23 protein-coding genes and 1 tRNA gene are annotated in these 21,608 nt (G+C 58.1%); 11 read left to right on the top strand and 13 right to left on the bottom strand.

Annotated features, from left to right (window positions below; genetic code table 11):
- A partial coding sequence (locus tag AACZ86_RS15995) for a ParB/Srx family N-terminal domain-containing protein (protein ID WP_339694487.1) occupies positions 1-378 on the bottom strand: 378 nt, incomplete at its 3' end.
- 468 nt (positions 379-846) lie between these two features.
- Here AACZ86_RS15995 and AACZ86_RS15990 point away from each other — a divergent pair.
- The gene (locus AACZ86_RS15990; protein WP_159640260.1) at positions 847-2,550 is read left to right on the top strand and encodes a hypothetical protein; all 1,704 of its coding nucleotides are present in this window, start codon (positions 847-849) and stop codon (positions 2,548-2,550) included.
- Positions 2,551-2,599: 49 nt separating this feature from the next.
- Here AACZ86_RS15990 and AACZ86_RS15985 read toward each other — a convergent pair whose 3' ends face one another.
- The 3 genes from AACZ86_RS15985 to AACZ86_RS15975 all read right to left on the bottom strand — a co-directional run bounded on the left by AACZ86_RS15985 (position 2,600) and on the right by AACZ86_RS15975 (position 4,736).
- Complete coding sequence (locus AACZ86_RS15985; protein WP_196847020.1) at positions 2,600-3,406, bottom strand: hypothetical protein; 807 nt, start codon at positions 3,404-3,406, stop codon at positions 2,600-2,602.
- Positions 3,403-4,392, bottom strand: a complete 990-nt coding sequence (locus tag AACZ86_RS15980) for an HNH endonuclease (RefSeq protein WP_159640254.1) — start codon at positions 4,390-4,392, stop codon at positions 3,403-3,405. The genes AACZ86_RS15985 and AACZ86_RS15980 overlap by 4 nt, the downstream gene beginning before the upstream one ends.
- Before the next feature lie 269 nt (positions 4,393-4,661).
- Positions 4,662-4,736 (bottom strand) — tRNA-Gly (locus AACZ86_RS15975).
- A 221-nt stretch (positions 4,737-4,957) separates the two neighbouring features.
- Here AACZ86_RS15975 and AACZ86_RS15970 point away from each other — a divergent pair.
- From AACZ86_RS15970 to AACZ86_RS15960, 3 genes are read left to right on the top strand one after another with little or no spacing between them, the layout of a single operon-like run.
- Positions 4,958-5,866, top strand: a complete 909-nt coding sequence (locus AACZ86_RS15970; RefSeq protein ID WP_339694468.1) for a tetratricopeptide repeat protein — start codon at positions 4,958-4,960, stop codon at positions 5,864-5,866.
- Positions 5,863-6,483: an LON peptidase substrate-binding domain-containing protein gene (locus AACZ86_RS15965; RefSeq protein ID WP_339694466.1), complete on the top strand. Its 621-nt coding sequence runs from the start codon at positions 5,863-5,865 to the stop codon at positions 6,481-6,483. The genes AACZ86_RS15970 and AACZ86_RS15965 overlap by 4 nt, the downstream gene beginning before the upstream one ends.
- Entirely contained in the window at positions 6,480-6,677 is a 198-nt protein-coding gene (locus AACZ86_RS15960; protein ID WP_339694464.1) for a Trm112 family protein, read from the top strand. The genes AACZ86_RS15965 and AACZ86_RS15960 overlap by 4 nt, the downstream gene beginning before the upstream one ends.
- Before the next feature lie 41 nt (positions 6,678-6,718).
- Here AACZ86_RS15960 and AACZ86_RS15955 read toward each other — a convergent pair whose 3' ends face one another.
- Complete coding sequence (locus tag AACZ86_RS15955) at positions 6,719-6,895, bottom strand: hypothetical protein (protein ID WP_339694462.1); 177 nt, start codon at positions 6,893-6,895, stop codon at positions 6,719-6,721.
- Between the two features lie 644 nt (positions 6,896-7,539).
- Here AACZ86_RS15955 and AACZ86_RS15950 point away from each other — a divergent pair.
- The 5 genes from AACZ86_RS15950 to AACZ86_RS15930 all read left to right on the top strand — a co-directional run bounded on the left by AACZ86_RS15950 (position 7,540) and on the right by AACZ86_RS15930 (position 11,315).
- Positions 7,540-8,067 carry a LuxR C-terminal-related transcriptional regulator gene (locus AACZ86_RS15950; protein WP_339694460.1) on the top strand — a complete coding sequence of 176 codons (528 nt, stop codon included), beginning with the start codon at positions 7,540-7,542 and terminating at the stop codon, positions 8,065-8,067.
- Positions 8,068-8,125: 58 nt separating this feature from the next.
- The gene (locus AACZ86_RS15945; RefSeq protein ID WP_339694458.1) at positions 8,126-8,494 is read left to right on the top strand and encodes a hypothetical protein; all 369 of its coding nucleotides are present in this window, start codon (positions 8,126-8,128) and stop codon (positions 8,492-8,494) included.
- 46 nt (positions 8,495-8,540) lie between these two features.
- On the top strand, positions 8,541-8,999 hold the full coding sequence (locus AACZ86_RS15940) for a hypothetical protein (protein WP_339694455.1): 459 nt from the start codon (positions 8,541-8,543) through the stop codon (positions 8,997-8,999).
- Between the two features lie 116 nt (positions 9,000-9,115).
- Positions 9,116-9,541 carry a DNA repair protein RadC gene (gene radC / locus AACZ86_RS15935; RefSeq protein WP_339694453.1) on the top strand — a complete coding sequence of 142 codons (426 nt, stop codon included), beginning with the start codon at positions 9,116-9,118 and terminating at the stop codon, positions 9,539-9,541.
- Positions 9,542-9,701: 160 nt separating this feature from the next.
- The gene (locus AACZ86_RS15930) at positions 9,702-11,315 is read left to right on the top strand and encodes a hypothetical protein (RefSeq protein ID WP_339694450.1); all 1,614 of its coding nucleotides are present in this window, start codon (positions 9,702-9,704) and stop codon (positions 11,313-11,315) included.
- Between the two features lie 14 nt (positions 11,316-11,329).
- On the opposite strand, the gene AACZ86_RS15925 is transcribed toward AACZ86_RS15930, so the two are convergent.
- From AACZ86_RS15925 to mutS, 7 genes are all read right to left on the bottom strand, one after another.
- Positions 11,330-11,947, bottom strand: coding sequence for a MarC family protein (locus AACZ86_RS15925; protein ID WP_339694447.1), 618 nt, complete (start codon positions 11,945-11,947; stop codon positions 11,330-11,332).
- Positions 11,944-12,660 (bottom strand): hypothetical protein, encoded by a 717-nt coding sequence (locus tag AACZ86_RS15920; protein WP_339694444.1) that lies wholly within the window; start codon positions 12,658-12,660, stop codon positions 11,944-11,946. Before AACZ86_RS15920 ends, AACZ86_RS15925 begins: the two co-directional genes overlap by 4 nt.
- Entirely contained in the window at positions 12,660-13,556 is an 897-nt protein-coding gene (gene folD, locus AACZ86_RS15915) for a bifunctional methylenetetrahydrofolate dehydrogenase/methenyltetrahydrofolate cyclohydrolase FolD (RefSeq protein ID WP_339694441.1), read from the bottom strand. The genes AACZ86_RS15920 and folD overlap by 1 nt, the downstream gene beginning before the upstream one ends.
- Positions 13,553-13,849, bottom strand: a complete 297-nt coding sequence (locus tag AACZ86_RS15910; RefSeq protein ID WP_339694438.1) for a YggT family protein — start codon at positions 13,847-13,849, stop codon at positions 13,553-13,555. The genes folD and AACZ86_RS15910 overlap by 4 nt, the downstream gene beginning before the upstream one ends.
- A 98-nt stretch (positions 13,850-13,947) precedes the next feature.
- Complete coding sequence (gene argB, locus AACZ86_RS15905) at positions 13,948-14,865, bottom strand: acetylglutamate kinase (protein ID WP_339694436.1); 918 nt, start codon at positions 14,863-14,865, stop codon at positions 13,948-13,950.
- A 43-nt stretch (positions 14,866-14,908) separates the two neighbouring features.
- Positions 14,909-15,463 carry a peroxiredoxin gene (locus AACZ86_RS15900; protein ID WP_339694434.1) on the bottom strand — a complete coding sequence of 185 codons (555 nt, stop codon included), beginning with the start codon at positions 15,461-15,463 and terminating at the stop codon, positions 14,909-14,911.
- A 4-nt stretch (positions 15,464-15,467) separates the two neighbouring features.
- Positions 15,468-18,047, bottom strand: a complete 2,580-nt coding sequence (gene mutS / locus AACZ86_RS15895; RefSeq protein ID WP_339694493.1) for a DNA mismatch repair protein MutS — start codon at positions 18,045-18,047, stop codon at positions 15,468-15,470.
- Between the two features lie 241 nt (positions 18,048-18,288).
- Here mutS and AACZ86_RS15890 point away from each other — a divergent pair, with 241 nt between their 5' ends.
- The gene (locus AACZ86_RS15890; protein WP_339694432.1) at positions 18,289-20,559 is read left to right on the top strand and encodes an NADP-dependent malic enzyme; all 2,271 of its coding nucleotides are present in this window, start codon (positions 18,289-18,291) and stop codon (positions 20,557-20,559) included.
- A 33-nt stretch (positions 20,560-20,592) separates the two neighbouring features.
- Here AACZ86_RS15890 and AACZ86_RS15885 read toward each other — a convergent pair whose 3' ends face one another.
- Positions 20,593-21,033 carry an outer membrane protein assembly factor BamE gene (locus AACZ86_RS15885; RefSeq protein ID WP_339694490.1) on the bottom strand — a complete coding sequence of 147 codons (441 nt, stop codon included), beginning with the start codon at positions 21,031-21,033 and terminating at the stop codon, positions 20,593-20,595.
- 199 nt (positions 21,034-21,232) lie between these two features.
- On the opposite strand from AACZ86_RS15885, the gene AACZ86_RS15880 reads away from it, so the two are divergent.
- On the top strand, positions 21,233-21,608 hold a 376-nt coding region (locus tag AACZ86_RS15880), incomplete at its 3' end, for a ubiquinol-cytochrome C chaperone family protein (protein ID WP_339694430.1).

Raw genomic sequence — 21,608 nt, 5'->3', positions numbered from 1 at the left:
GGGGTGCATCGGGGTCCGGGTCACGTTCTCGTCCAGACTGATCTCGGACGGGTCGTTCTCGGTGTCGAGGCGGCAGCGAACCGGGTGGTTCTTCCTGATCTGCTTGCGCTTGGCGCGCAACAGATAGGCCAGCCTGCGGCCTTCGCCAGCAGTGACGAAATAGGCGCCGGTCGGCTTCTCGCTCTTCATTTCCGGTTCGATCACAAGGTTCTGGATCAAGCCCTTATGCTCGATGGAAGCGGCCAGCGCCTCGATGGCGGCCTCGCCATGCGGCACCTTGCGGGCGTTCTTGGGGGACTTCTTGAGCTTGTTCAGCGGCACGAAAATCTCGATGCCCGACACAGGCTCAACAGCGGTCGTTGGGGTAACAGCGTTCATCTTCCTTACTCCTTCAAACCGCACTCACCCCGGAATGGGGTGGGCGGCGAAAGAGCGACCGGCAGGCCCGCCGGCGGAGCCGGGGCGCACCCGAAGGGCTGGAACGCAGAGGAGGTAAGCGCGGCTTGCCGCGCGTTGCGCCCCGGCGCGGCGGGCCTAAAGGACGCGCCCGCCCACCCCACCGACGGGGAGAGTCACAAACAAACGCGATCGGGCCGGCGAACGCCCTGGCCCGATCTCCGAAGATTCAGGAAAGACGCAAATCCGCCCAAACGGATTTACGGATCGGCGCGGAGGCGCCGAACGGGGCGTTGCGGGGTGTCCCCGCTCGAAGGGGTAGCGGGAGACCATCGGGCTCCCGATCAGGGGAACGCTTTCCCCTCACGCCCATCGTGTTTTCAATCGGACGCGAACCGCCGTTGCCGGTTTGGGCCTACCGTCAGCGACCCGAGCCGGATAGAAGCAGGCATGTCCGCAGAATTGGTCATCAAAGAGATTCAGCGATTCCTCGCCAGCAAGGATGCTGAGGTTCTGTGCATCAAGGGGCGCTGGGGTGTTGGCAAGACTTACGCTTGGCGCCATTATCTCGAAAAGGCCCAGGAAAGCGGCGATCTCTACCAACAGGACTATGCCTACGTTTCCCTGTTCGGCCTCAATTCACTCGACGACTTGCGCTATGCGATCTTCGAGAGCACGGTTTCACCCGCACAGGCGCTTACCGGCCCCGATGCCGAAACATTCGGGGCGCTGATCAAGAAAGGAAAATCCGTCGGGCGGCAGGCGCGGGGCTGGATCGGCCCGGCTCTCAGTGCCGTGGGATTTGGCGAGATTGGAAACGCCCTGGCGCGATCCGCCTTCCTGCTGGTGCGCGACCGGCTCGTTTGCCTCGATGATCTCGAACGTGCGGGCGTGGATCTGACGCCGCGTGATGTATTGGGGCTCGTTTCCTTTCTGAAGGAGCAGCGCAACTGCCGTGTCGTGCTGCTGCTCAACGATGAAGCGATGGAACAGGAGAAGCGGAAGGATTTCGAACGCCTGCTGGAAAAAGCGATCGACACATCCATCGTGTTCGCCCCGACCGCTGAGGAAGCGGCCAGGATCGCCATCGTCGATGATGAGCCCGTGAGTGCCCTGCTACGGGGCGGCGTTGTCGCGCTCGGCATCACCAATATCCGCGTCATCAAGAAGATCGAACGGCTCGCACATCGGCTCGCCGGCTATCTGCAACCCTATCGCCCGGAAGTTCTGACACAGGCTGTCACAGCTTGCCTGCTGTCCGGCTGGGCAGTGTTTGAGCGCGATCACGCGCCGCCGATGGAGTTTATCCAGAGTTACAATGCGCTCATCGCAGCCATGCAAGATCGCGACAACGACCCCACAGATGAGATAGTGCGATGGCGCGATCAGCTCTCCGCGCTGCCATTCTCGCACCCGGACGATTTCGACCGAACGATCTTCGAGGGCGTTTCGGCCGGCTATTTTGACGAAGCTCGCTTGCTGAAAGAGGCGAAGATCCTAGAGGAAGCGCTGAACCGCAACAGCCGCGACAACAGTTTCGCCCGAGCTTGGGACCGCTATCACGAGTCATTGACGGACGACGACGAAGTGGTGCTCGATACGCTTTACCAGAGCGCAATGGAAAACCTAGCCACGATCGACTCTCTTAACATCAATGGCACCATATTGTTCTTGCGCGAGTTCGGCCGCAACGATGAGGCTGATGAGCTTGCTCGTGCTTACACTGCGGCACAGCCTGACGATCCCCGCTTCTTCGATTTGAGCTATCACCATTTTTCAACGGACGCGCCTGTCGATCCGACATTGAAAGCCGCGTTTGAGGCACGGCAGTCGAGCTTCAAGGATGAGCGCGATCCCAAGGGGGTGCTGCTGGCCATTGGCCGAGGCGAGCCTTGGCGGGATGAGGACGTCAGGCTTCTGGCGAATGTTACCATCGACGCCTTCGAGGCCATGATTGAGGAAACGGAGGGCAAGGATTTGCGTCTGGTCGTCCAAACGGCGCTACAGATCGCCGCACGCCACGAGCACGAAGACCCGTCCATGAAATCATCGCTCCAGGAGGCTCTGACGCGGATCGCGGGCAAGTCACCCATGCGTGCCCGACGATTGCGGGCGTGGGGCTACAGGGCTTCGGCTCCCGAAAAGGAAATCTGATCCCAGCCGGGCGAGCGCCAGAAGTTTAGCGTTCCACAGCCGTTCGGCGCTATATGTCCGAGGCAAAGTCCGTAGGATAGCCGCGCCCGATCTGGTCGAAGATCATGTCCCCCTCACTGTGGACGGCAAGGATTGCCTCGGGACCGAGTGGCTGTGTCACATAGAGGTCGAAGGAGGGAGTGTCGGTCTGGCAGCCGAGCGTTCGAGCGAAGCTCGCCACCAGCGCGCAACTCGCGTCATAGCGATGATTGGTCAGGGCAAGTGGCACCGCGGCCTCGATCACTCTTGGTCGGCCGAGGGTTGCGAGTTGCGCCTGGAGCATCTCGTCATCCTGCCAAAAATAGACGGCTTCGCCACCCCAGCTTGAGAGCAGCAGTTCGACACCGCCATCGTCGATCGTCCTTGGAAGAGACGTCAACCAGAATTTCCCCGCGCGGGCATCGTGCTGGCTGCCGTGAAAGGGGCTGGCAGTGAATAGGGCGTCGGCCATCTCGGAGGTGAACAATCCGGCGCCGACCTGGCGGTCGAGGCGGGCCTTGATTGTCTCTAGCGTCGAGGGCACCGCACCGCGCACGATGATTGCGTCAGCCTCATCATCCATCAGGCGCGTATAGTGCCAGGCTCGGATCGTCCGGTCAGCGATCTGGGCCGACAACTCCTCCTGAAATTTGAGGAACCCGGCAGCGAAGGGATTGCTCGGGGGCGGGCCGCAATGGTGCGACAGGGTGCGTTCGCGCTGCTGGCGCCGGTCGGTCTCAAAGTATTTGCGTATGAGGTCGGACGCTCCCCGCAGCCTTTCGTTAATGCCCTGGTCGAAAGTTGCGACGTTCCACACGTCGATCGGCGTGGCGATCATTGTCCAGCACCCCCGGCGTTGCTATCCGCTTCGGGTTGGACGATGCCGTCGAAACCAAAGGTCGCGGGCACCTTCTCGCCGCGAACCGTTTCCCGCCCTGTAAGGTCGATGGTGTTCACCCTGGGGCGCCCATAAGCCTTCGCGTCGAACGATCCCGGTGTCGGAAATGGCACCAGACTCAGCGGTTGTCCGTTGATGCATTGGTCTTGGGAGAGCGACGGGATGAAGACTTGCAGCACCTCGTTGCCGAGGCCGATCACATAGAAGGCATAGGGGACCGTGGTGACGCCCGACCGGCGGCGCAGCAACATCAGCGTCACCTTGTCGTTGGGCATCGGACCCGAAATGAAGGTGCGGATGATTGGAAATTCCGCGACGAAACTCTGACTATGATCGGGGTTGCGTATCCAGTCGAACGTCTCGGAGAAATGGGCCAACTCGACTTCAGGAAGCAGGGTCAGGCCGATTTTCACGAGCCCCTTGAGTGCGGCGACCGGGATATAGGGATCGCGGTGAAGCTCGAAGCGGAGCTGCTTTGCTTGTTCGTCGATCGTAAAATGGGGGTCGCCCTCATACTCGCTGAGCTGGAAGGCTCCAGTGGAGTATTCGACTCGCCAACCCTTGCCACCGCCAGGCTCCTTGATGGTCGGAACGCCGCTGCGGCCCTTAATGCGCATGAGCGTCCGCATGGGCTTGGTCCAGTTTCCCAGATCGTTCTCGATTCCCTTACCGAAATAGCTGTTGCAGGCGTCGCACTCGTAGTTGCTGAACAGGCCGATCCGGCCAAAGGCTGCCGGTAGCGCATGGGCATCGGTCTTGAACTGAACCTCGGGTTCGCTGAGGCCACAGAAGCGGCAGTGCTTCGGACGATCAGGGCTACCGAGTGTGCATCTCATTCCGGGTTCGAGGAAGAGAGGTTTGCAGCAAGCGTAGTGCTGGTCGTAGAAGTCGGCGGCGGCCGCAGTTGCTGGATCGAGATCGGTCATCGCTGTTCTAGATGCAGGACTCACGCTTGAATGGCGAGAGGTTGAAGGGTGGGTGCTGATACCGCCGCCTCATCAAACGGGAATCGGTCAGCTAAACGTGGGCGATCCCATCGAAGCTGCACCTCGCTCAATTCTCGCGATAGCCACTAGCCGAATTTTCGGACATCAAAGCTTCCGCAATCGGTTGTAGCCCGGTTGTAGCCCGAGCTTTTTTAGCCCGAGAGGCATTTTTGAATGCCCTAGCAAGTTACTGATTTTCTTAGAAAATCTGGAGCGGGCGAAGAGATTCGAACTCTCGACCCCAACCTTGGCAAGGTTGTGCTCTACCCCTGAGCTACGCCCGCTCGGCGTTGCTGTGACACTTGGGTAATCACTTGGTCAGCAGCAGTTGAGGCGCGCGGTTAGCATGGGTTTTTATACCCCGCAAGCCCCAATCACACCCTAGTTCACTACAAATGCAAAAATATCCTTGGCATTGGCGCGCCGGACCCCACATAAAGCCCAGTAGATAAACGATTTGGGCGCGGGCCGGGGCATTGGTCCGGCGCCATAACAGGAGCATGATGTGGCAACAGCAGGACTGACAGTCGAAGAACAGAAAGCGGTAGAAGTCTTCCAGCGGGAAGTCGTGACACCAAGCATGGACAAGCTCGTCATCCTCGATTTCTGGGCAGAATGGTGCGGGCCGTGCAAGGCACTGACGCCGGTGCTCGAGAAGGTTGCCGCGCAATATGCGGATCGCGGCGTTATATTGGCCAAGCTCAATGTCGACGAGAATAAATTTATCGCCGCACAATTCCAGGTGCAGTCGATCCCGACCGTCTATGCGATTTTTCAGGGCAAGCCTGTGGCCGACCTAACCAGCGCCCGTACCGAGAGCCAATTGTCCTCGATGCTCGATCAGCTGCTCGAGAAGCTGCCGGTTGGCGGTGGAGCTGAACCCGAACAGGATGTCGCGCCCCTGCTCGCCATGGGCGAAGAAGTCCTGGGTGAAGGCGATGCCGAGCGTGCTGCCGGCATTTTCGCGCAGATCGCCGATATGGCGCCTGATAATGTCGAGGCTGTCGGCGGGCTGATTCGCGCGCTGGTTGCGGCGGACCATATAGAGCAAGCAGAAGCAGCGCTCGCCGGATTGCCGGAGGAACTCCGCAGCGAACCCGCTATCGAACGGGCGCAGACAACCCTGCAGCTGGCCAAGGACAAACCGGATGCTGCCGCTTTGGAAGCCTTGAAGGCGGCGGTCGCTGCCAATGGCAAGGACCATCAGGCGCGGTTCGACCTCGCTAGCGCGCTGATCGCTACCGGCGACCATGACGGTGCTGCCGAGAATCTGCTCACCATCATTGCTGCCGACAAGGAATGGAACGATGGCGCGGCACGTCTGAAACTGCTCTCGCTGTTCGAAATGGTCGGCCTTGAGGATGAATGGGTTGCAGCCACCCGCCGCAAGCTCAGCGCCGTGCTGTTCGGATGAGCGAAACCAAAAGACTCTCTATCTTCCCGCTGTCCGGAGCGTTGCTGTTTCCCGGCATGCATCTGCCGCTGCACATATTCGAGGAACGCTATCGCGCGCTGATCAACGACGCGATGGCGCGCGACCGGAAGATCGGGATGATCCAGCCGAAGGAGGCGGGCAAACACCCTGCCCTGTTCGACATCGGCTGCCTCGGCAAGATCATCGACATCGAGGCGCTGGATGACGGCCGCTTCAATGTCGTATTGGAAGGTGTCGCCCGGTTCCGCGTTGTCGAGGAGATCGACGCGTCGACAGCGTTTCGCCAGGTAATGGCCGAAATCGAGGACGATCAGGAACTGGACGAAGTGCTGGCCAGCGCCGAACGCGCCGCACTGGAGATCGAATCGCGGAAATTTGCGGATCTACAGGGCTATCAGGTCGACTGGGACAGTATCGGGCGGCTCGACGACATGGCCTTTGTCAACGGTATCGCACAGATTGCGCCTTTCGATGCCGCTTCGAAACAGGCGCTGCTCGAGGTCGATGGCCTGGCCAATCGCGCCGAGCTGATCATCCAGCTGCTGGAATTTTTCGGCCGACAGGATGGTGATGATGACCGGGTCACGTTACAATGACGGATGGGGCCACAACCAGTGGAAAGCGGGCAATTGATCCCGAGCTGCTGGAAATACTGGTTTGCCCGATAAGCCGCGGACCGCTTGTCCATGATATCGAAGCGCAAGAACTGATCAGCGAAACGGCGGGTCTGGCCTATCCGATACGGAACGGGATCCCGGTGATGCTGGTTGATGAAGCGCGTAGATTATAGAGTCGTATCACCACGTCTGACGCAATGATGCGGGCGCCGGATTACATCAAGTCAGACGCCGAGCCGCTGGACTGCCCCTCTTCGGCAGCGATGCTGGGGGCCAAGGAAATTGCCAGAGTCAAAGCCGTGACAATGGTACCCCACGCCACGACATGTCCGAGAAACAATTCCTTTTCTCTGCGGTTCAGATTTAATCTACGACGTTTCATTTTTTCCATTCAATCTCAATCGACCGCAAAATTCTTGCTGGTCGCCAAATAAAGTTTTGGGCTCCAAGCCCTATCCTGACAATGACAAGGCAAATTCAGTCGAACTCGCGTAGGAAGCGGCTATCAATTCCGGGTCGACCATTGCTTGGGAGAAGGTCGATCGACCCGGAGAGATAACCTAAACGAGGTGCATCGGGACCGACCACTTCGTTTAGATCGGATGGGAACTCGTCGTAGCGAGAGAATATTGACCAGAATATTCCATTCGCTTCATCAATAGTCGTTTATAAAAGGGCGGACCTGAATCCAGGGGGACCGGAACCATCTCACCGCCATTTCGAACACACCATTGCCCGGAGCTTCCAACCGAACGCCATTGGTTATGCGCCGATCCGATAGCTTTCTCGAGTTTCAAACCGTTTCACCGGAGGAAAATAGGGTAACAGGTTAACGCCGCCGCCGTATAAGCGGCAAAAACCCGTTCAGCATATCAAAGATATGTCGGTTTTTCTTAACTATTTTTAGCGGTAACATCTGAATTTACCCTATCTAATCAGAGACAAAACCGGCTTTGAGCCAACGCAACACCCCGGATGCAATTTATCTTGTCGATCTCTTTTGCAATATCGCCCTGCCTGATTTATGAATGACGGATGACCAGTACGCCTTGCGATGACCTGAACGAGAAGGAAAAAGAGGCCCTTCACCTCCTTTTGCAGGGTCACGATGCCAAAACCGCCGCACAGGTTGGCGGCGTGACTCCCAATATTATCAACGAACGTTTGCGTTCGGCTCGGCAAAAACTGCAGGTAACCAGCAGCAAAGCGGCGGCCCGCATGCTGGCTGACCATGAGGGAATCGCTCACAAATTTTTTGTACCCAAGAATATTGGCATTGTCCCAAAGCCCAATTCCGACGCAATTTATCCCCTGCCTGGACAACAGGCAGCGTCACCGGACCGGGATAGGGTCAGGGAAATGCAGGCGACTTACCAGTCTTATGCAACGTCCCCCAATCCACCCCTGTCTGTGCCGTTCCGCAAGCAGGGAGAATTGGGTAATGATTTAAGCAAGGGAGCACGGATCTGGGCTATCGCTGACCTGTCGGTCAAACTAGCCTTCGCATTCGCCTTTGTCTGTCTCGCAGCTATGCTTGTGAGCCGGTTGATCAGCCTAAGCTAATTCTCTGTAAATTTGGTCACAAGTCGACGTCGGGGTCATCCGGCGTCTGGAGAATCACATGTTGAATCAACGTATCGAAGCCGCCCGTCCGATTGCCAAGAAAATTAACGAAGTCGAAAAATCCCTCAATTTGACGATGATCCAGATGGGCGAACTGATGAGCAGCATCGCTGCTGCACGTCTCGCACCGGGAACGCGTTTTTCGCTGACCGCAGGAATTGATGCATCCGAAAAACTGATCGCCGCAGCCGCGCAAACAGCGCGCTCTTACCGGGAAGTCGTGGAAGCCCATGCCCATTTGACTGAAGATCGCGAAGACGCCGGATTGCGTACCGTCAGCTGGGGCGATGGATTGGAATGTCCTCCGTCAAAAGCAGAACTTTCAGAAACGGCAACTGTTTATCCACATGCGGTTACTTGCGCTTGAACCAAGCGGAGCTTGACCATTTCACCAATTTTTGGTGGAGTGCCGCATGGCAAGAATTCAATTGTTTCAAGCGCTGCTGATAATTTGCTTCAGCTACGGTTTGATAAGGGGCGGTCGCCCAGAGCGTTTTGCAGTTATCATTTTTCTTGTTGGCTTCATTTTGACGCTCGCGGTCGCCTCTCCTGTCACCGAACGATTTTCTCATCTCGAGGTGAGGATATTTCTCGTCGACTCCGCAATGTTGGTTTGCTTTTACTATCTTGCGTTAAATGCTGAGAGGTTTTGGACAATATGGTTATGCGCCATGCAGTCGATACAAGTGCTAACGCACTTACCAATAATAATTATTCCAGAGCTTCTACCTCAAGCTTATGGAATAGTGGTGGCAATATGGGCTTATCCGATGCTGCTAGTGTTGGTGGTCGGCACCTACCGGCATCAGCAACGCCTTCGGCAATTCGGGGTCGACAAATCCTGGAGCGACTTTTCCTTGTCGCAAAAATAGACAATGCTTCCGCTGTAGCCGGCGGACTTATTGCAGAATTCGGCTCCATCGGAGGAGCATTGCACGCCCATAGCCGGACAACGGAAAGTAGCCCCGCGAAGGCAATCTTGTCGTTGGTGCACGAAGCCATGCTGGTCTCGTTCAAGGACGAGATGATCGACCGTATTTCCCTTTCCAAAGCTGCTGACGTGATCGAATATCTTGTCGTCGCCATGGCGCGTTTGCCGGTGGAAGAGGTACGGGTGTTGTTTCTGGACAGCAAAAACCGGCTCATCAGCGATGAAGTTGTCAGCAGAGGCACTATTTCCGAAGCGCCCATTTACCCGCGCGAAATTCTGAAACGGTCGCTCGCTCTGAACGCGACAGCGCTCATTCTTGCGCATAATCATCCTTCCGGTGATCCGAAACCGAGCGAGAACGATATCGATGCCACGCTCAGGCTGGTCAAAGCCGGAAAGGAGCTCGGGTTAACCGTTCACGATCACATCATTGTAGGCAGTGAGGGCTGGATCAGTCTTCGAGACTGGGTGGAATTCAAATGATGGTTCTCCCGGTCCGATGTTCCGGAGTTTTGACAAAAGGCGCGATGCCGGAGAGAATGGAATAATGTACTCGTCGAAAGCAGGTGAGCGACGAACCAGATTGCTCCGCGCAGAAGCCGATTCACTTCTGCAATCCTCGGATTTCGTCCGTTCTCCAGTAATGTCCCAACTTCTCCGCTATCTGGTTGATCAGTCGATTTCCAACCCGGAAACCCCGCCAAAGGCATATCAGATTGCGGTCGACGGGCTGGGTCGCACGGAAGATTTCGATGTCCAGGCCGACAGCTACCCCCGTGTACAGGTGGGAAGGTTGCGGAAGATGTTGGCGGCCCATTATGCCGCAATGGGGAGAGAAGAACGGCTGCGGATACCAATTGGCCATTATGCCGTCGAAATTCAGATGGACGATGCCGCGCTGGAAGAACAGCCGGGCAGCACAGAGCCGGATGTCGAGGAAATATCTGCTATCTCACCGGTCGAAGCTGAAATGGACCGATGGTTCAGCAACCGGCAGACAACTCTAGGACTGGCGGCATTTCTCCTGATCGTGGGAATAGGCCTGGTCTGGTCGCTGAACAGCTTCGACCGGAAGATATCCGGTGCCGAGAGCGCATCGCAGGATTATACCCTGCCTCCGAAGATTTATTTTTCGTCCTCGGAGAGCGCAACTGCGGAAAAGGAGCTTGGCACTGACACCGAAATCCGGCTGTTTCTGGAAAATGCCTTTTCCAGTTCGTCACAGTTAAGGCTGGCGGCAGGAGAAATATCCAGCATCGCCGCTGGAGAGGAACAGAATGCCTATCAGTTTGACAGCCGATTGGTAGCTGGCCCGAGCGGTCCCGAAGTCATATTGTCCCTACGCTCGCTGGCGGAAAACGAAACAATCTGGTCGACGACAATTGCTGTACCTGACTCAGCTGCGGATTATCCCGAAAAGCTTGGTCCGATAGTCAGCCGCGTTGCCGGGGTTTATGGCGTAGTCGCTGCCGACCAACGCAAAAACCTGCCCGACGATGCGATGATAGGCTATGCCTGCCTGCTTCGTTTCGAAAACTACCGCGCCAACAGAGATCCGGAACTATTGCCAGTGGTCGAGTCCTGCATCAAAAAATCGCTGGAGGTTGACCCACTGGACAGTCGCATTCTTGCCGCTGCTTCATTCATGTCCTTTTTGCGGGAAGAGGCCACCGGCAGAAAACCGGATCCCGAAGCAGGATTGCAATTTGCTCGCCGTGCGATGGTTCGCGGCCGAGAGGATTCAGCCGCAGTCTTCGCTCTCGCCAGATCCAGTTTCTTCAATGGCAGTTGTGCTCGCGGAAAAGAACTTGCCCAAATAGCAGTTGCTCTGGACCCTTATGAAGCATCGATTCAGGCAGAGACCGGCGCCAATCTCTTTGGCTGCAACGATCCCGAGGCAAGCCAATATCTGAGACGGGCGATCGCCTTGGATCCGCGAGGCTCGATCGTTGCTGAAACGGGGCTCGTGCTGACTTTGCTGGCAGAGGGAAAGGATAAGGAAGCCCTGACTTTGGCCGAGAAAATCATTCCGTCCAGCACCGGCGTTGGCCCCTATTATGACGTTGCTATGGCCATGGTCTATGCCAAGAACGACCGGATAGCGGAGTCGCGTGTATCATGGGACCGACTTGTCGCAGCCTATGGCAGCGGAAGAGACGAAAGCCCGCAAAAATTGCTCCGTCGGCTAATCGTCAATCCGTCACTGGCAGATCGCGCCTACACGTTGCTATCCGGCAAAGGCGTGATCACCGGGTGACGGCGAAGCGGTAATCAGAAACTCGCGTTCAGTCCGTCGATGACAAATTGCACTGCCAGCGCGCCGAGGAGCACACCCAGAACCCGGGTGATGACGGCCTCGACCTTGTTGCCCAATATCCGCATCAGCGGTCCGGCAGCAAGCAATCCGATCAGCGTCAGCAACAATACCGATCCCAGAGCGCCGAGAATGACCAGCGCATTGTCGATGCCATCATGCTGGGAGGTCAGCAGCATCACTGCGGCAATTGACCCCGGTCCGGCAATCATCGGCATCGCCATCGGGAAGATCGATACATCCTCGATCTCGGGCTGTTCGATAATCTCCTGCGCGCGGTCCTCGCGCCGTTCGGTGCGTTTCTCGAACACCATTTCCAGAGCGATCAGGAATAGCATGATACCGCCGGCGATCCGGAAACTGTCGAGACTGATGCCGAGTGCACTCAGCATCTGTTCTCCGAACAGGGCAAAGACCAGCAAAATGATTGCGGCGACGAGAATGGCGCGAATGGCCATGATCCGGCGCTCGCGCTCCGGCGCGCTGCTGGTCAGGCTGGCGTAAATAGGCGCGCAGCCGGGCGGATCAATCACCACGAAAAAGGTGATGAAGGCAGAGATGAACAGCTCGATCATGAGATTGGCGCCGCGACCGTATATTCATGCACCCGCTTGAAACTGCCATCGGCTTGAGCGAGATCGACAAAGACTATGCGCGAACCATCGGCGGTAAAAGCAGCGCTCCACAACAGGCTGCCGTCAACCGAAGCCCCGGATTTGCCACTCGTCGTCAAGCCGGCAGGCGCGTTAGCGGTACGATGATCAGCCTTGCACGAAGCCACTTCGGTCTCGACATAATCGGGTTCGGCAAGCGGCGTGGCCAGCGGCACACCATCATCAAATATCCACTTCCACGAGACGTCCTTGCTCGGCTTGCGTTTGCCGAAATCATCCTGATGCCAGATGGTGGTGAAATGGCCGGTGGTACCATTTGCGCTTTGCCAGGCGCCGGTCGACACACCGATACTGCCGTCGCAGGACATGAAGATTTTATGCGGCTGCCAGTCGACAGCCTGCGCCGGATCGGCTTTGCCTTTCAGCCATTGCTGCGCGTTGACCAGTTCGGGCGTGAACATGATCGCCGCATCGTCTGCGGTTTCGCGAAATGCGGACCATTGACCCTTTTCCTGCGCCAGACGGGCGAAGGACAATTCGGCTTTGACGATGGCACTGGGGTTGGCGACCGGCTTTCCGATCACGCGATTATAGCGCTCGCGGTCGTTAAGCCCGCCGCCGCTGGCACAGCTCGAAAGCATCAGTGCAATTCCGACTACGGCAAATAGGCGCATTACAAGCCCTCCGGTTTCTCCAGTCCGGCGCGCGCGGATGCAGCGACCAGAGTATTGCGCAATAGCACCGCAATGGTCATCGGGCCAACCCCTCCCGGAACCGGCGTAATCGCACGAACATGATCGAGCGCTTCAGCGGTGGCGACATCGCCGACCAGACGGCCCTTGCTCTCGCCTGGAGCGGCTTCCAGCCGGTTGATACCGACATCGATCACGACAGCGCCGTCTTTCAGCCAGTCACCCTTGACCATCTCGGCGCGGCCAACGGCTGCTACGACAATATCGGCGCGGCGGACGACGTCGGGAAGGTCCCGGGTCCGGCTGTGCGCCATGGTAACGGTACAATTTTCAGCGAGCAGCAGTTGTGCCATCGGCTTACCAACCAGGATCGAGCGGCCGACCACGACGGCATCGAGACCGGTCAGGTCACCCAATGTATCTTTCAGCAGCATCAGGCTGCCGAGCGGTGTGCACGGGGTGAGTGCTTCCTCGCCATTGGCCAGCCGGCCGGCGTTGATCACGTGGAGACCGTCGACATCCTTGTCCGGATCGATCGCCATGACTACGGCTTTTTCATCGAGACCTGCTGGCAGAGGCAGCTGAACCAATATTCCGTCCACCGTCTCGTCGGCATTCAGTTGCTCGATCAAAGCGAGCAGATCGTCCTGCGCGGCATCTGCGGGCAACCGGTGCTCGAAGCTTTCCATGCCCGCAGCAATCGTCGCCTTGTGCTTGGACGCGACATAGACCTGACTGGCAGGATCTTCGCCGACCAGAACCACGGCCAGACCCGGCGCGCGACCAGCCTGCTTTACAAAAGCGGGAACCGCGTCCTTGATCCGTTCGCGAAGACCGGCGGCAAAAGCCTTGCCGTCAATGATATGGGCCGTGGTCAACTGAGCAGCGCTTGCGCCAGAGGTGGCAAAATTGCGTCCTGGAGGATGATGATAGCGATGATCACAACCATCGGGGTCAGGTCAATCGCGCCGAAATCCGGCATGATCTTGCGGATCGGGCGATAGATCGGCGCGGTGAGCGCGTCCAGTGTCGTCCAGATCGCGTTGACGATTTCATTTTGCAGGTTGATGACGTTGAACGCGAGCAGCCAGCTCATGATCGCCTGCACAATGATGACGGTTATCGCCACGTTGAGCAGGATTGCGATGATTTGAAGAATTGCGAATGCCATGGACGGACCCTTTATCGATAATCTGGCATAGCGGCTAGAGGTTTGTCGCCGGTAACGCCAGTAATTTACTGTATCAACAATATAACACAGCCGTGCGATTATTCAACCGAATGAATATCGTCCTTGACCAGCGTACCAGCGCCCTTGCTGGTGAAAATTTCGAGCAGCATCGCATGCGGAATGCGGCCATCGAGCACGACTGCGGCATCGACGCCTTCCTGCACTGCCTTCACGCAGGTTTCCAGCTTCGGGATCATCCCGCCGGAAATCGTGCCTTCGTCGACCAGCGCCTGGATTTTCTTCGGGTCAAGGTCGGTCAGCAACTCGCCCTGTTTGTCGAGGACGCCGGGAACATCGGTCAGCAGGAACAGGCGCGCGGCGCGCAGGGCCGAAGCCACTGCACCGGCCATCGTATCGGCGTTGATATTATAGGTCGCTCCGTCTTCGCCGACACCGATGGGCGCGATCACCGGGATCATGCCGGCGGTTGAAATCATGTCGACCACACTGCGATCCACTTTCTTCGGTTCGCCAACATAGCCGAGGTCGATGATCCGTTCGATATTGCTGTCCGGATCGCGTTCGGTGCGCCGCAATTTCGTTGCTTTGACAAAGCCGCCATCCTTGCCGGAAATGCCGATAGCGCTGCCGCCGGCCTGCTCGATCCAGCTGACCAGTTCCTTGTTGATCGCGCCGGACAGGACCATTTCGGCAATTTCCGCGGTTTCCTTTGTGGTGACCCGCAAACCGTCGACAAATTTGCTCTCTACGCCGATCCGTTCGAGCATCGCGCCGATTTGCGGTCCGCCGCCGTGCACGACGACCGGGTTGATCCCGACCGCCTTCAGCAGGACGATATCCTCGGCAAAGTTGCGCGCCAGCCGGGCGTCGCCCATCGCGTGGCCGCCATATTTGACGACAAAGGTCTTGCCGGCATAGCGCTGCATATAGGGCAGCGCGTCGGTGAGCGTTTCTGCTTTGGCAAGCATGGCTGGATCTGGTGCGTGATCGTTCATGAGGGTCTTTCTGTCTAGCCGCGCGGCAAAAGCAAGTATTTAATCAGCTTTTGGAGAGCGCTTTTACCTTTGCCAGCGTGCCGGTCACATGGCCCTGCGGTTTTGTTGCGCTGTGGACGAAGACGATTTTGCCTTCCCGGTCGATAACATAGCTGGTCCGGTTGGTCATCGCGAGCCCCGGTGACATGCGGACCTGATAGGCTTCGATAATCTTGTCATCGGCGCGGGCAACCGCGAATTTGTCGCGGCATTCGGAGACCGAGAATTTCTTCAGCCCCTCGATATCGTCGCCCGACATGCCGATGACGGTGGCACCGGCGGCGTTGAATTCTGCGGTGGCGTCGGCGAACATATTGGCCTCGATCGTGCAGCCTTCGGTGAAGACCTTGGGAAAGAAATAGAGCACGACCGGGCCGTCCTTGAGCTTGTCGGCCAGCGAGAATTGAAACTCTTGGCCGGCGAGCGCACCGACAGTGACGAAAGCGGGCGCGGTTGCACCGACCGCAAGCGGCTCGCTATTGTTGCTGCGGGCATAATAGACAAAGGCGCCGCCACCGGCGATGGCCACGGCCAGCAATATCACGATCCATTTTTTCATGTCGTCATTCCTGTTCAAGCTGTGCTTTCAGCGCATAGAGCTGGTCCAGCGCTTCCCGCGGGGACAGCGCGTCGACATCAATCGCTCCCAGCGCCACGCGCAGATCATCCGATTTTTCTTCAACATCTGCAAGGCTGGCGGCAAATAGCGGCAGATCGCCGAGACCGGCGGCCAGCCCCCCGGTTTCCGCCTTGCCGGCCTCTAGCTTGTCGAGCACCGATTTGGCGCGATTGAGCACCGGTTTGGGGATTCCTGCCAGTTTCGCCACCGCCAGACCATAGCTGCGGTCCGCCGGACCTTTGGCCAGTTCGTGGAGCAGCACCAGATCGCCCTTCCACTCGCGGGCGCGAACATGATGGAGCGACAGCGCGTCGAGCCGGTCGGCCAGTCGCGTGAGCTCGTGATAATGGGTTGCAAACAGGCAGCGGCACCGGTTGGTTTCGTGCACCGCCTCGACCACCGCCCATGCGAGCGCAAGCCCGTCATAGGTCGAGGTTCCCCTGCCCACTTCGTCAAGGATGACAAAGCTTTGCTCGGTCGCTTGCGACAGGATCGCGGCGGTCTCGACCATCTCGACCATGAATGTCGAACGGCCCTGCGCCAGATTGTCGGACGCGCCGACGCGGCTGAACAGGCGGTCTACAAGGCTGAGCTTAGCCGATGAAGCCGGCACGAACCCGCCTGCCTGGGCAAGGATAACGATTAGCGCGTTTTGCCGCAGGAAAGTCGACTTACCGCCCATATTGGGACCGGAGACCAGCCACAGACGTTCGTCCTGCGCCAGGCAACAGTCATTGGCGACAAAGGGATCGCCCTTGGCCGACAGGGCGGCTTCGACCACCGGATGACGACCGGCCTGGATATCCAGAATATTGCCGTCTACAAATTCGGGGCGGCACCATTGGCCCTCGGCGGCGCGTTCGGCCAGCGCCGCAGAGACGTCGATCCGGGCGAGCGCGTCCGCGCTTTCTCCAATCTCGTGCTTGCGTGCCAGAACCTTTTCGACCAGCTCCTCGAAATGCGCGGCTTCGGCAGCCAGAGCATGCGCACCTGCCTGTGATACCCGGGCAGCTTCTTCATGCAGATCGGTCGAGTTGAAGCGCACGACACCGGCCAGCGTCTGGCGATGGGTGAAACCGGAATTTTCCGCCATCAGGCTGTCGCCATGCCGGGCGGGAACCTCGATAAAATAGCCGAGCACCGCATTATGCTTGATCTTGAGCGTATTGATTCCGGTTGCCTCGCGATAGCGCGCTTCCAGTATCGCGATCGATTTGCGGCCATCTGAACCGGCACTGCGCAGCTCATCAAGCGCCGGATCGAAACCCTGCGCGATATAGCCGCCATTGGTCATATCGGTTGGCGGGGCCTCGACCAGCGCCCGCTCCAGCAAGTCGACCAGTTCGCCATGGCCATCGAGCGCCGGCAGGATATTGTCGAGCAGTTCCGGCAAGCCGGCGACCATCGTCAGCCGCTCGCGCAAGATCCGCGCGCCGCTCAGGCCATCGCGAATCTGCCCGAGATCGCGCGGGCTGCCCCGCCCAACCGAGACACGGCCCAGCGCCCGGCCAATGTCGGGCAACGCCTTGAGCTCGGTCCGCACATCATCGCGCACCGCCGAACCGTCATGGAACCATTGCACCAGCCCGAGACGCTGGTTGATCTGTTTTTCATTGAACAAGGGGGCGGACAGATCACGCGCCAGCAAACGCGCGCCAGCGGGGGTGACCGTGCGGTCAATGGCGTGGAGCAGGCTGCCGTCTCGGGCGCCGGCCAAGGTCCGGTCAATCTCGAGGCTGGCCCGCGTCGGACCATCAATCGAGAGAAATTCGCGTGTTTCGCGTCTTCTGGGTGGATGCAAATAGGGCATATTGCCCTGGGACACATGCTGGACATACGCAACCAGACCGCCCGCCGTCGCCAGTTCGGCGCGCGAAAATTCGCCCATGCCGTCGAGCATCGCCACCCCGAAATGATCCTGCAGGCGCTGTTCCGCTCCGACGTTGTCGAAATGATCCTTGTTCCAGCCGGTTGCCTTTGCGACTCTTGGCAGCAACGCGGGCGGACAGATGATTTCCGACGGCGCCAGCCGCGCCAGTTCGGCGTCCAGTGCATCGTCCGAAATCGTCGCCAGTTCAAAACTGCCGGTCGATATATCCGCTGCCGCCAGTCCGATCTCGCCCTGTACCTGAGCGAGCGCGACCAGCATATTGTCGCTGCGCGCATCGAGGAGAGTATCCTCGGTTAGCGTTCCGGCGGTGACATATCGGATGATATCGCGCGCCACCAACGCCTTGTAACCGCCGCGTGCTTTGGCTTCGGCCGGCGTTTCGATCTGCTCGGCAATCGCCACCTTGAATCCGGCCCGGATCAGTTTTGCCAGATAATTTTCTGCAGCATGGATCGGCACGCCGCACATCGGGATCGAATCCCCGGCATTTTTCCCGCGTGATGTGAGGGCGATATCGAGCGCCGCCGAAGCGAGCTTAGCATCGTCGTAAAACAGCTCGAAAAAGTCACCCATCCGATAGAAAAGCAGGCAGTCGTCCGCCTTTTCCTTGAGCGCGAAATATTGCTCCATCATCGGCGTCACCTTGGCCGATGGCGGCGAAGGGTCCTTGACCGTGTTTTCCACTTTGTCCTGAGTCCGGGTTGCCATGCACTCGCGATAGCCGAGTGCAGCGATACATAAAAGAGTAGCAAGCACATCCTGTTGAAATTTACTTGAATATTGCGGCATGGCGACAAAGCGAGTAGATCGCGTTGCGGGACGTGAAGATACAAACGGCGTATTCAAGCCAATCAACGATAGACGGAGACATAATTTGGCCGACAAGAACGATAACAATCTAGACTTTTCCGAACGGGAAGCCCTTCTTTTTCACTCCCACGGGCGTCCTGGAAAAATCGAAATTATCGCGTCGAAGCCGATGGCCACCCAGAGAGACCTGAGCCTGGCCTATTCACCAGGCGTCGCCGTCCCCGTCAGGGCGATCGCAGAGGACCCCGCGAAAGCCTATGATTATACCGCAAAGGGCAATCTGGTCGCCGTCATCTCGAACGGCACCGCCATTCTTGGCCTTGGCAATCTTGGCGCACTTGCCTCCAAACCGGTGATGGAAGGCAAAGCGGTATTGTTCAAACGCTTCGCCGATGTCGACGCCATCGATCTGGAACTCGACACCGAGGACGCGGAGACCTTCATCAACGCGGTCCAGATCATGGAGCCCAGCTTCGGCGGCATCAATCTGGAAGATATTGCCGCACCCGACTGTTTCATCATCGAGCAGACCCTGCGCGACCGGATGAATATTCCGGTTTTTCATGATGACCAGCATGGCACCGCGATTATCGCTGCTGCCGGGATCATCAACGCCTGCCTGCTGACCGATCGCAAGATCGAGGATATCAAGGTTGTGGTCAACGGCGCCGGCGCCGCTGCGATTGCCTGCGCCTCGCTGATCAAGAGCCTCGGCGTTCCGCATGACAATCTGACCATGTGTGACAGGACCGGTGTGATCTATCGCGGTCGCGACGATGTCGACCAGTGGAAATCCGCCCATGCGATCGACACCGATGCCCGTACATTGACAGACGCGCTTTCGGGTGCCGATGTTTTCCTCGGCCTGTCTGCAGCCGGCGCCCTGAAACCGGAAATGGTCAAAGACATGGCCCCGCAGCCGATCATCTTTGCGATGGCCAATCCCGATCCGGAAATCACGCCGCCCGATGCGAAAGCGGCCCGCCCCGACGCGATTGTCGCCACCGGACGCTCCGATTATCCCAACCAGGTCAATAATGTCCTCGGTTTTCCTTTCATCTTCCGCGGTGCCCTCGATGTCCGGGCAACCCGTATCAACGAGGAAATGAAAGTGGCCGCGGCTCACGCGATTGCCGAACTGGCTCGCGAACAAGTTCCAGAAGAAGTTGCCGTTGCCTATGGCGGACTGGCACCCAGCTTCGGCGTCGATTATATTATTCCCGCCCCCTTCGATCCGCGCCTGATGGACGTGGTTTCGGCGGCAGTGGCCAAAGCCGCCATGGATAGCGGTGTTGCCCAGAAACCGATCGAGGATCTCGACGCCTATCGGCAGAGTCTGAAGGCGCGTCTCAACCCGACGACATCGGTCCTCACACAAGCCTATCAGGCCTGCCGCGTAGCGCCGAAACGGATTATTTTCGCCGAAGCCGAAGAAGATGTTGTGCTGCGCGCCGCGATCCAGTTCCAGGACGGCGGCTACGGCACGCCGGTTCTGGTCGGCAGAGACGATCGCGTACGGGCGAAGCTGAAAGAACTGGGCGTGAGCGATCCGGACCGTTTCGAGGTCCACAACAGCCGCAACAGCCCGCTGGTGCCGGACATGGTGAATATGCTGTACGAGCGTCTCCACCGTCGCGGCTACATGGAGCGCGATATCAAGCGCATGGTCAATCAGGACCGCAACATATTCGGTTCCGCCATGCTCGCCATGGACCAGGGTGACGCAATGATCACCGGGGTTACCCGTCCTTATTCGCAATCTTTCCGCGATGTCGCCAAAGTGATCGATGTCGAAAAAGGCCGCACCGCTTTTGGTATCCATGTCATGGTCGGCCAGCATCATACTGTGTTCATGGCCGACACAACGGTCAACGAACGGCCAACGGCTCATGAACTGGCGGATATCGCCGAGCAGACGGCAGCAGTAGCCCGGCAAATGGGCCACGAGCCGCGCGTTGCCTTTCTCAGCTATTCGACCTTCGGCAATCCCGAAGGACGCTGGCTGGAGAATCTTCGCGAAGCCGTGGCAATCCTCGATCAGCGGCGTGTTACTTTCGAATATGAAGGTGAAATGGCGCCGGACGTTGCCCTCAATCCCAAGCTGATGGCCAACTATCCGTTCAGCCGCTTGTCACAACCCGCCAACGTGCTGGTCATGCCTGGCCTGCAATCGGCAAATCTGTCAGCAAAATTGCTGCGCGAACTGGGCGGTGATTCGGTTATCGGACCGATGCTGGTCGGACTGGAAAAATCGGTGCAGATTGCGACCATGGCGTCAACCGCATCGGAACTGGTTACATTGGCAGTACTCGCCGCCAGCGGTATCGCCAAATAAGGGCGACCGCCGGGGCGAATATGGGATTAGGCGTTAGGGGTTTGTTGGATCGTTGCTTGGGCCGCCCGCGCCCGCTGCACCAACAGCACCGATATTGCCGAATAATTCTTCGAAAAAGGAGCGGTCACGACCCAGAGTCGGCGTCTTGTCGCCATCCGGGCTGATGCTCGCGACCAGTTCCAGACCCGTGCGGTCAACCGCGATCACATTTCCGGCGGCATCAAATTGCACGCGCATCACCTGCTGGTCGCGGGGTCGCGGGACGTTAAAACCATATTGGCGGGTATCGCGGGAGAGATAATACCAGGTATTATCATCAAACTGGCCGGTAAAGGTCGGGCGACCGAGCGATGCCTCGACCGACTGCCGGTTGTCGATGCCTGCCTGAACGGCCGACATCAGCACTTCATCGGCAATATATCCCTGATGACCGCGCACCTGGGTGCATCCCGCCATCGTCATGGCACCAGCCATTAGCCCAAGCCACAAGCTGTGTTTTTTGATATTGCCGACCATCGAACTCATTCTCCACTATAAAGCCAGCACCATATCGGTTGCCTGACTTGTCATCGCCCATTGCATCTCGGGCGATAAATATCAATATGCCCTGTATCCAGACTTAACAAACGACCCGATCGTCCATAAACTTGCGATCCAACCAGCGGAACCAGCAATGTCATTTTTCAGCAAGATATTTTCCAAAGACAAATCCAACGCCGCCATGCGCCCCTTATACGAGGCAATTGTCCGCGAAGGACGGCAGATCGCCTGGTATGAGGAAGGTCAGGTCCCGGATAGTATCGACGGCCGGTTCGACATGATCGCCGCGATATTCGCTCTGGTCATGATCCGGCTGGAAAAAGACGAGGAGCGGGGTCAGGATATTGCATGGCTGACCGAAATTTTTATTTCCGACATGGACGGGCAATTGCGCCAGATCGGTATCGGAGAGATGGTGGTCGGCAAGCATGTCGGGCGAATGATGGGTGCGCTGGGCGGCCGGGTCGGTGCCTATCGCGAAGCGCTGGAAAATGGCGCGGACCTGCAAG

The organism is uncultured Parasphingorhabdus sp. (genome assembly GCF_963975735.1).
Lineage (GTDB): Bacteria > Pseudomonadota > Alphaproteobacteria > Sphingomonadales > Sphingomonadaceae > Parasphingorhabdus.
Note: the sequence above shows the minus strand (reverse complement) of the source record. Positions and strands in the feature narration are given on the sequence as shown.

Bases quoted from the DNA above. Each gene is read 5' to 3' on its own strand.
- mutS (WP_339694493.1), bottom strand. From the start codon at position 18,047: ATGATGGAGCAATATTTCGCGCTCAAGGAAAAGGCGGACGACTGCCTG.
- AACZ86_RS15930 (WP_339694450.1), top strand. From the start codon at position 9,702: ATGTCCCAACTTCTCCGCTATCTGGTTGATCAGTCGATTTCCAACCCG.
- AACZ86_RS15910 (WP_339694438.1), bottom strand. From the start codon at position 13,849: ATGGCATTCGCAATTCTTCAAATCATCGCAATCCTGCTCAACGTGGCG.
- AACZ86_RS15945 (WP_339694458.1), top strand. From the start codon at position 8,126: ATGTTGAATCAACGTATCGAAGCCGCCCGTCCGATTGCCAAGAAAATT.
- AACZ86_RS15960 (WP_339694464.1), top strand. From the start codon at position 6,480: ATGACGGATGGGGCCACAACCAGTGGAAAGCGGGCAATTGATCCCGAG.
- AACZ86_RS15940 (WP_339694455.1), top strand. From the start codon at position 8,541: ATGGCAAGAATTCAATTGTTTCAAGCGCTGCTGATAATTTGCTTCAGC.
- AACZ86_RS15990 (WP_159640260.1), top strand. From the start codon at position 847: ATGTCCGCAGAATTGGTCATCAAAGAGATTCAGCGATTCCTCGCCAGC.
- argB (WP_339694436.1), bottom strand. From the start codon at position 14,865: ATGAACGATCACGCACCAGATCCAGCCATGCTTGCCAAAGCAGAAACG.
- AACZ86_RS15900 (WP_339694434.1), bottom strand. From the start codon at position 15,463: ATGAAAAAATGGATCGTGATATTGCTGGCCGTGGCCATCGCCGGTGGC.
- AACZ86_RS15920 (WP_339694444.1), bottom strand. From the start codon at position 12,660: ATGCGCCTATTTGCCGTAGTCGGAATTGCACTGATGCTTTCGAGCTGT.
- AACZ86_RS15965 (WP_339694466.1), top strand. From the start codon at position 5,863: ATGAGCGAAACCAAAAGACTCTCTATCTTCCCGCTGTCCGGAGCGTTG.
- AACZ86_RS15985 (WP_196847020.1), bottom strand. From the start codon at position 3,406: ATGATCGCCACGCCGATCGACGTGTGGAACGTCGCAACTTTCGACCAG.
- AACZ86_RS15885 (WP_339694490.1), bottom strand. From the start codon at position 21,033: ATGGCTGGTGCCATGACGATGGCGGGATGCACCCAGGTGCGCGGTCAT.
- AACZ86_RS15925 (WP_339694447.1), bottom strand. From the start codon at position 11,947: ATGATCGAGCTGTTCATCTCTGCCTTCATCACCTTTTTCGTGGTGATT.
- AACZ86_RS15950 (WP_339694460.1), top strand. From the start codon at position 7,540: ATGACCAGTACGCCTTGCGATGACCTGAACGAGAAGGAAAAAGAGGCC.
- AACZ86_RS15955 (WP_339694462.1), bottom strand. From the start codon at position 6,895: ATGGAAAAAATGAAACGTCGTAGATTAAATCTGAACCGCAGAGAAAAG.
- AACZ86_RS15980 (WP_159640254.1), bottom strand. From the start codon at position 4,392: ATGACCGATCTCGATCCAGCAACTGCGGCCGCCGCCGACTTCTACGAC.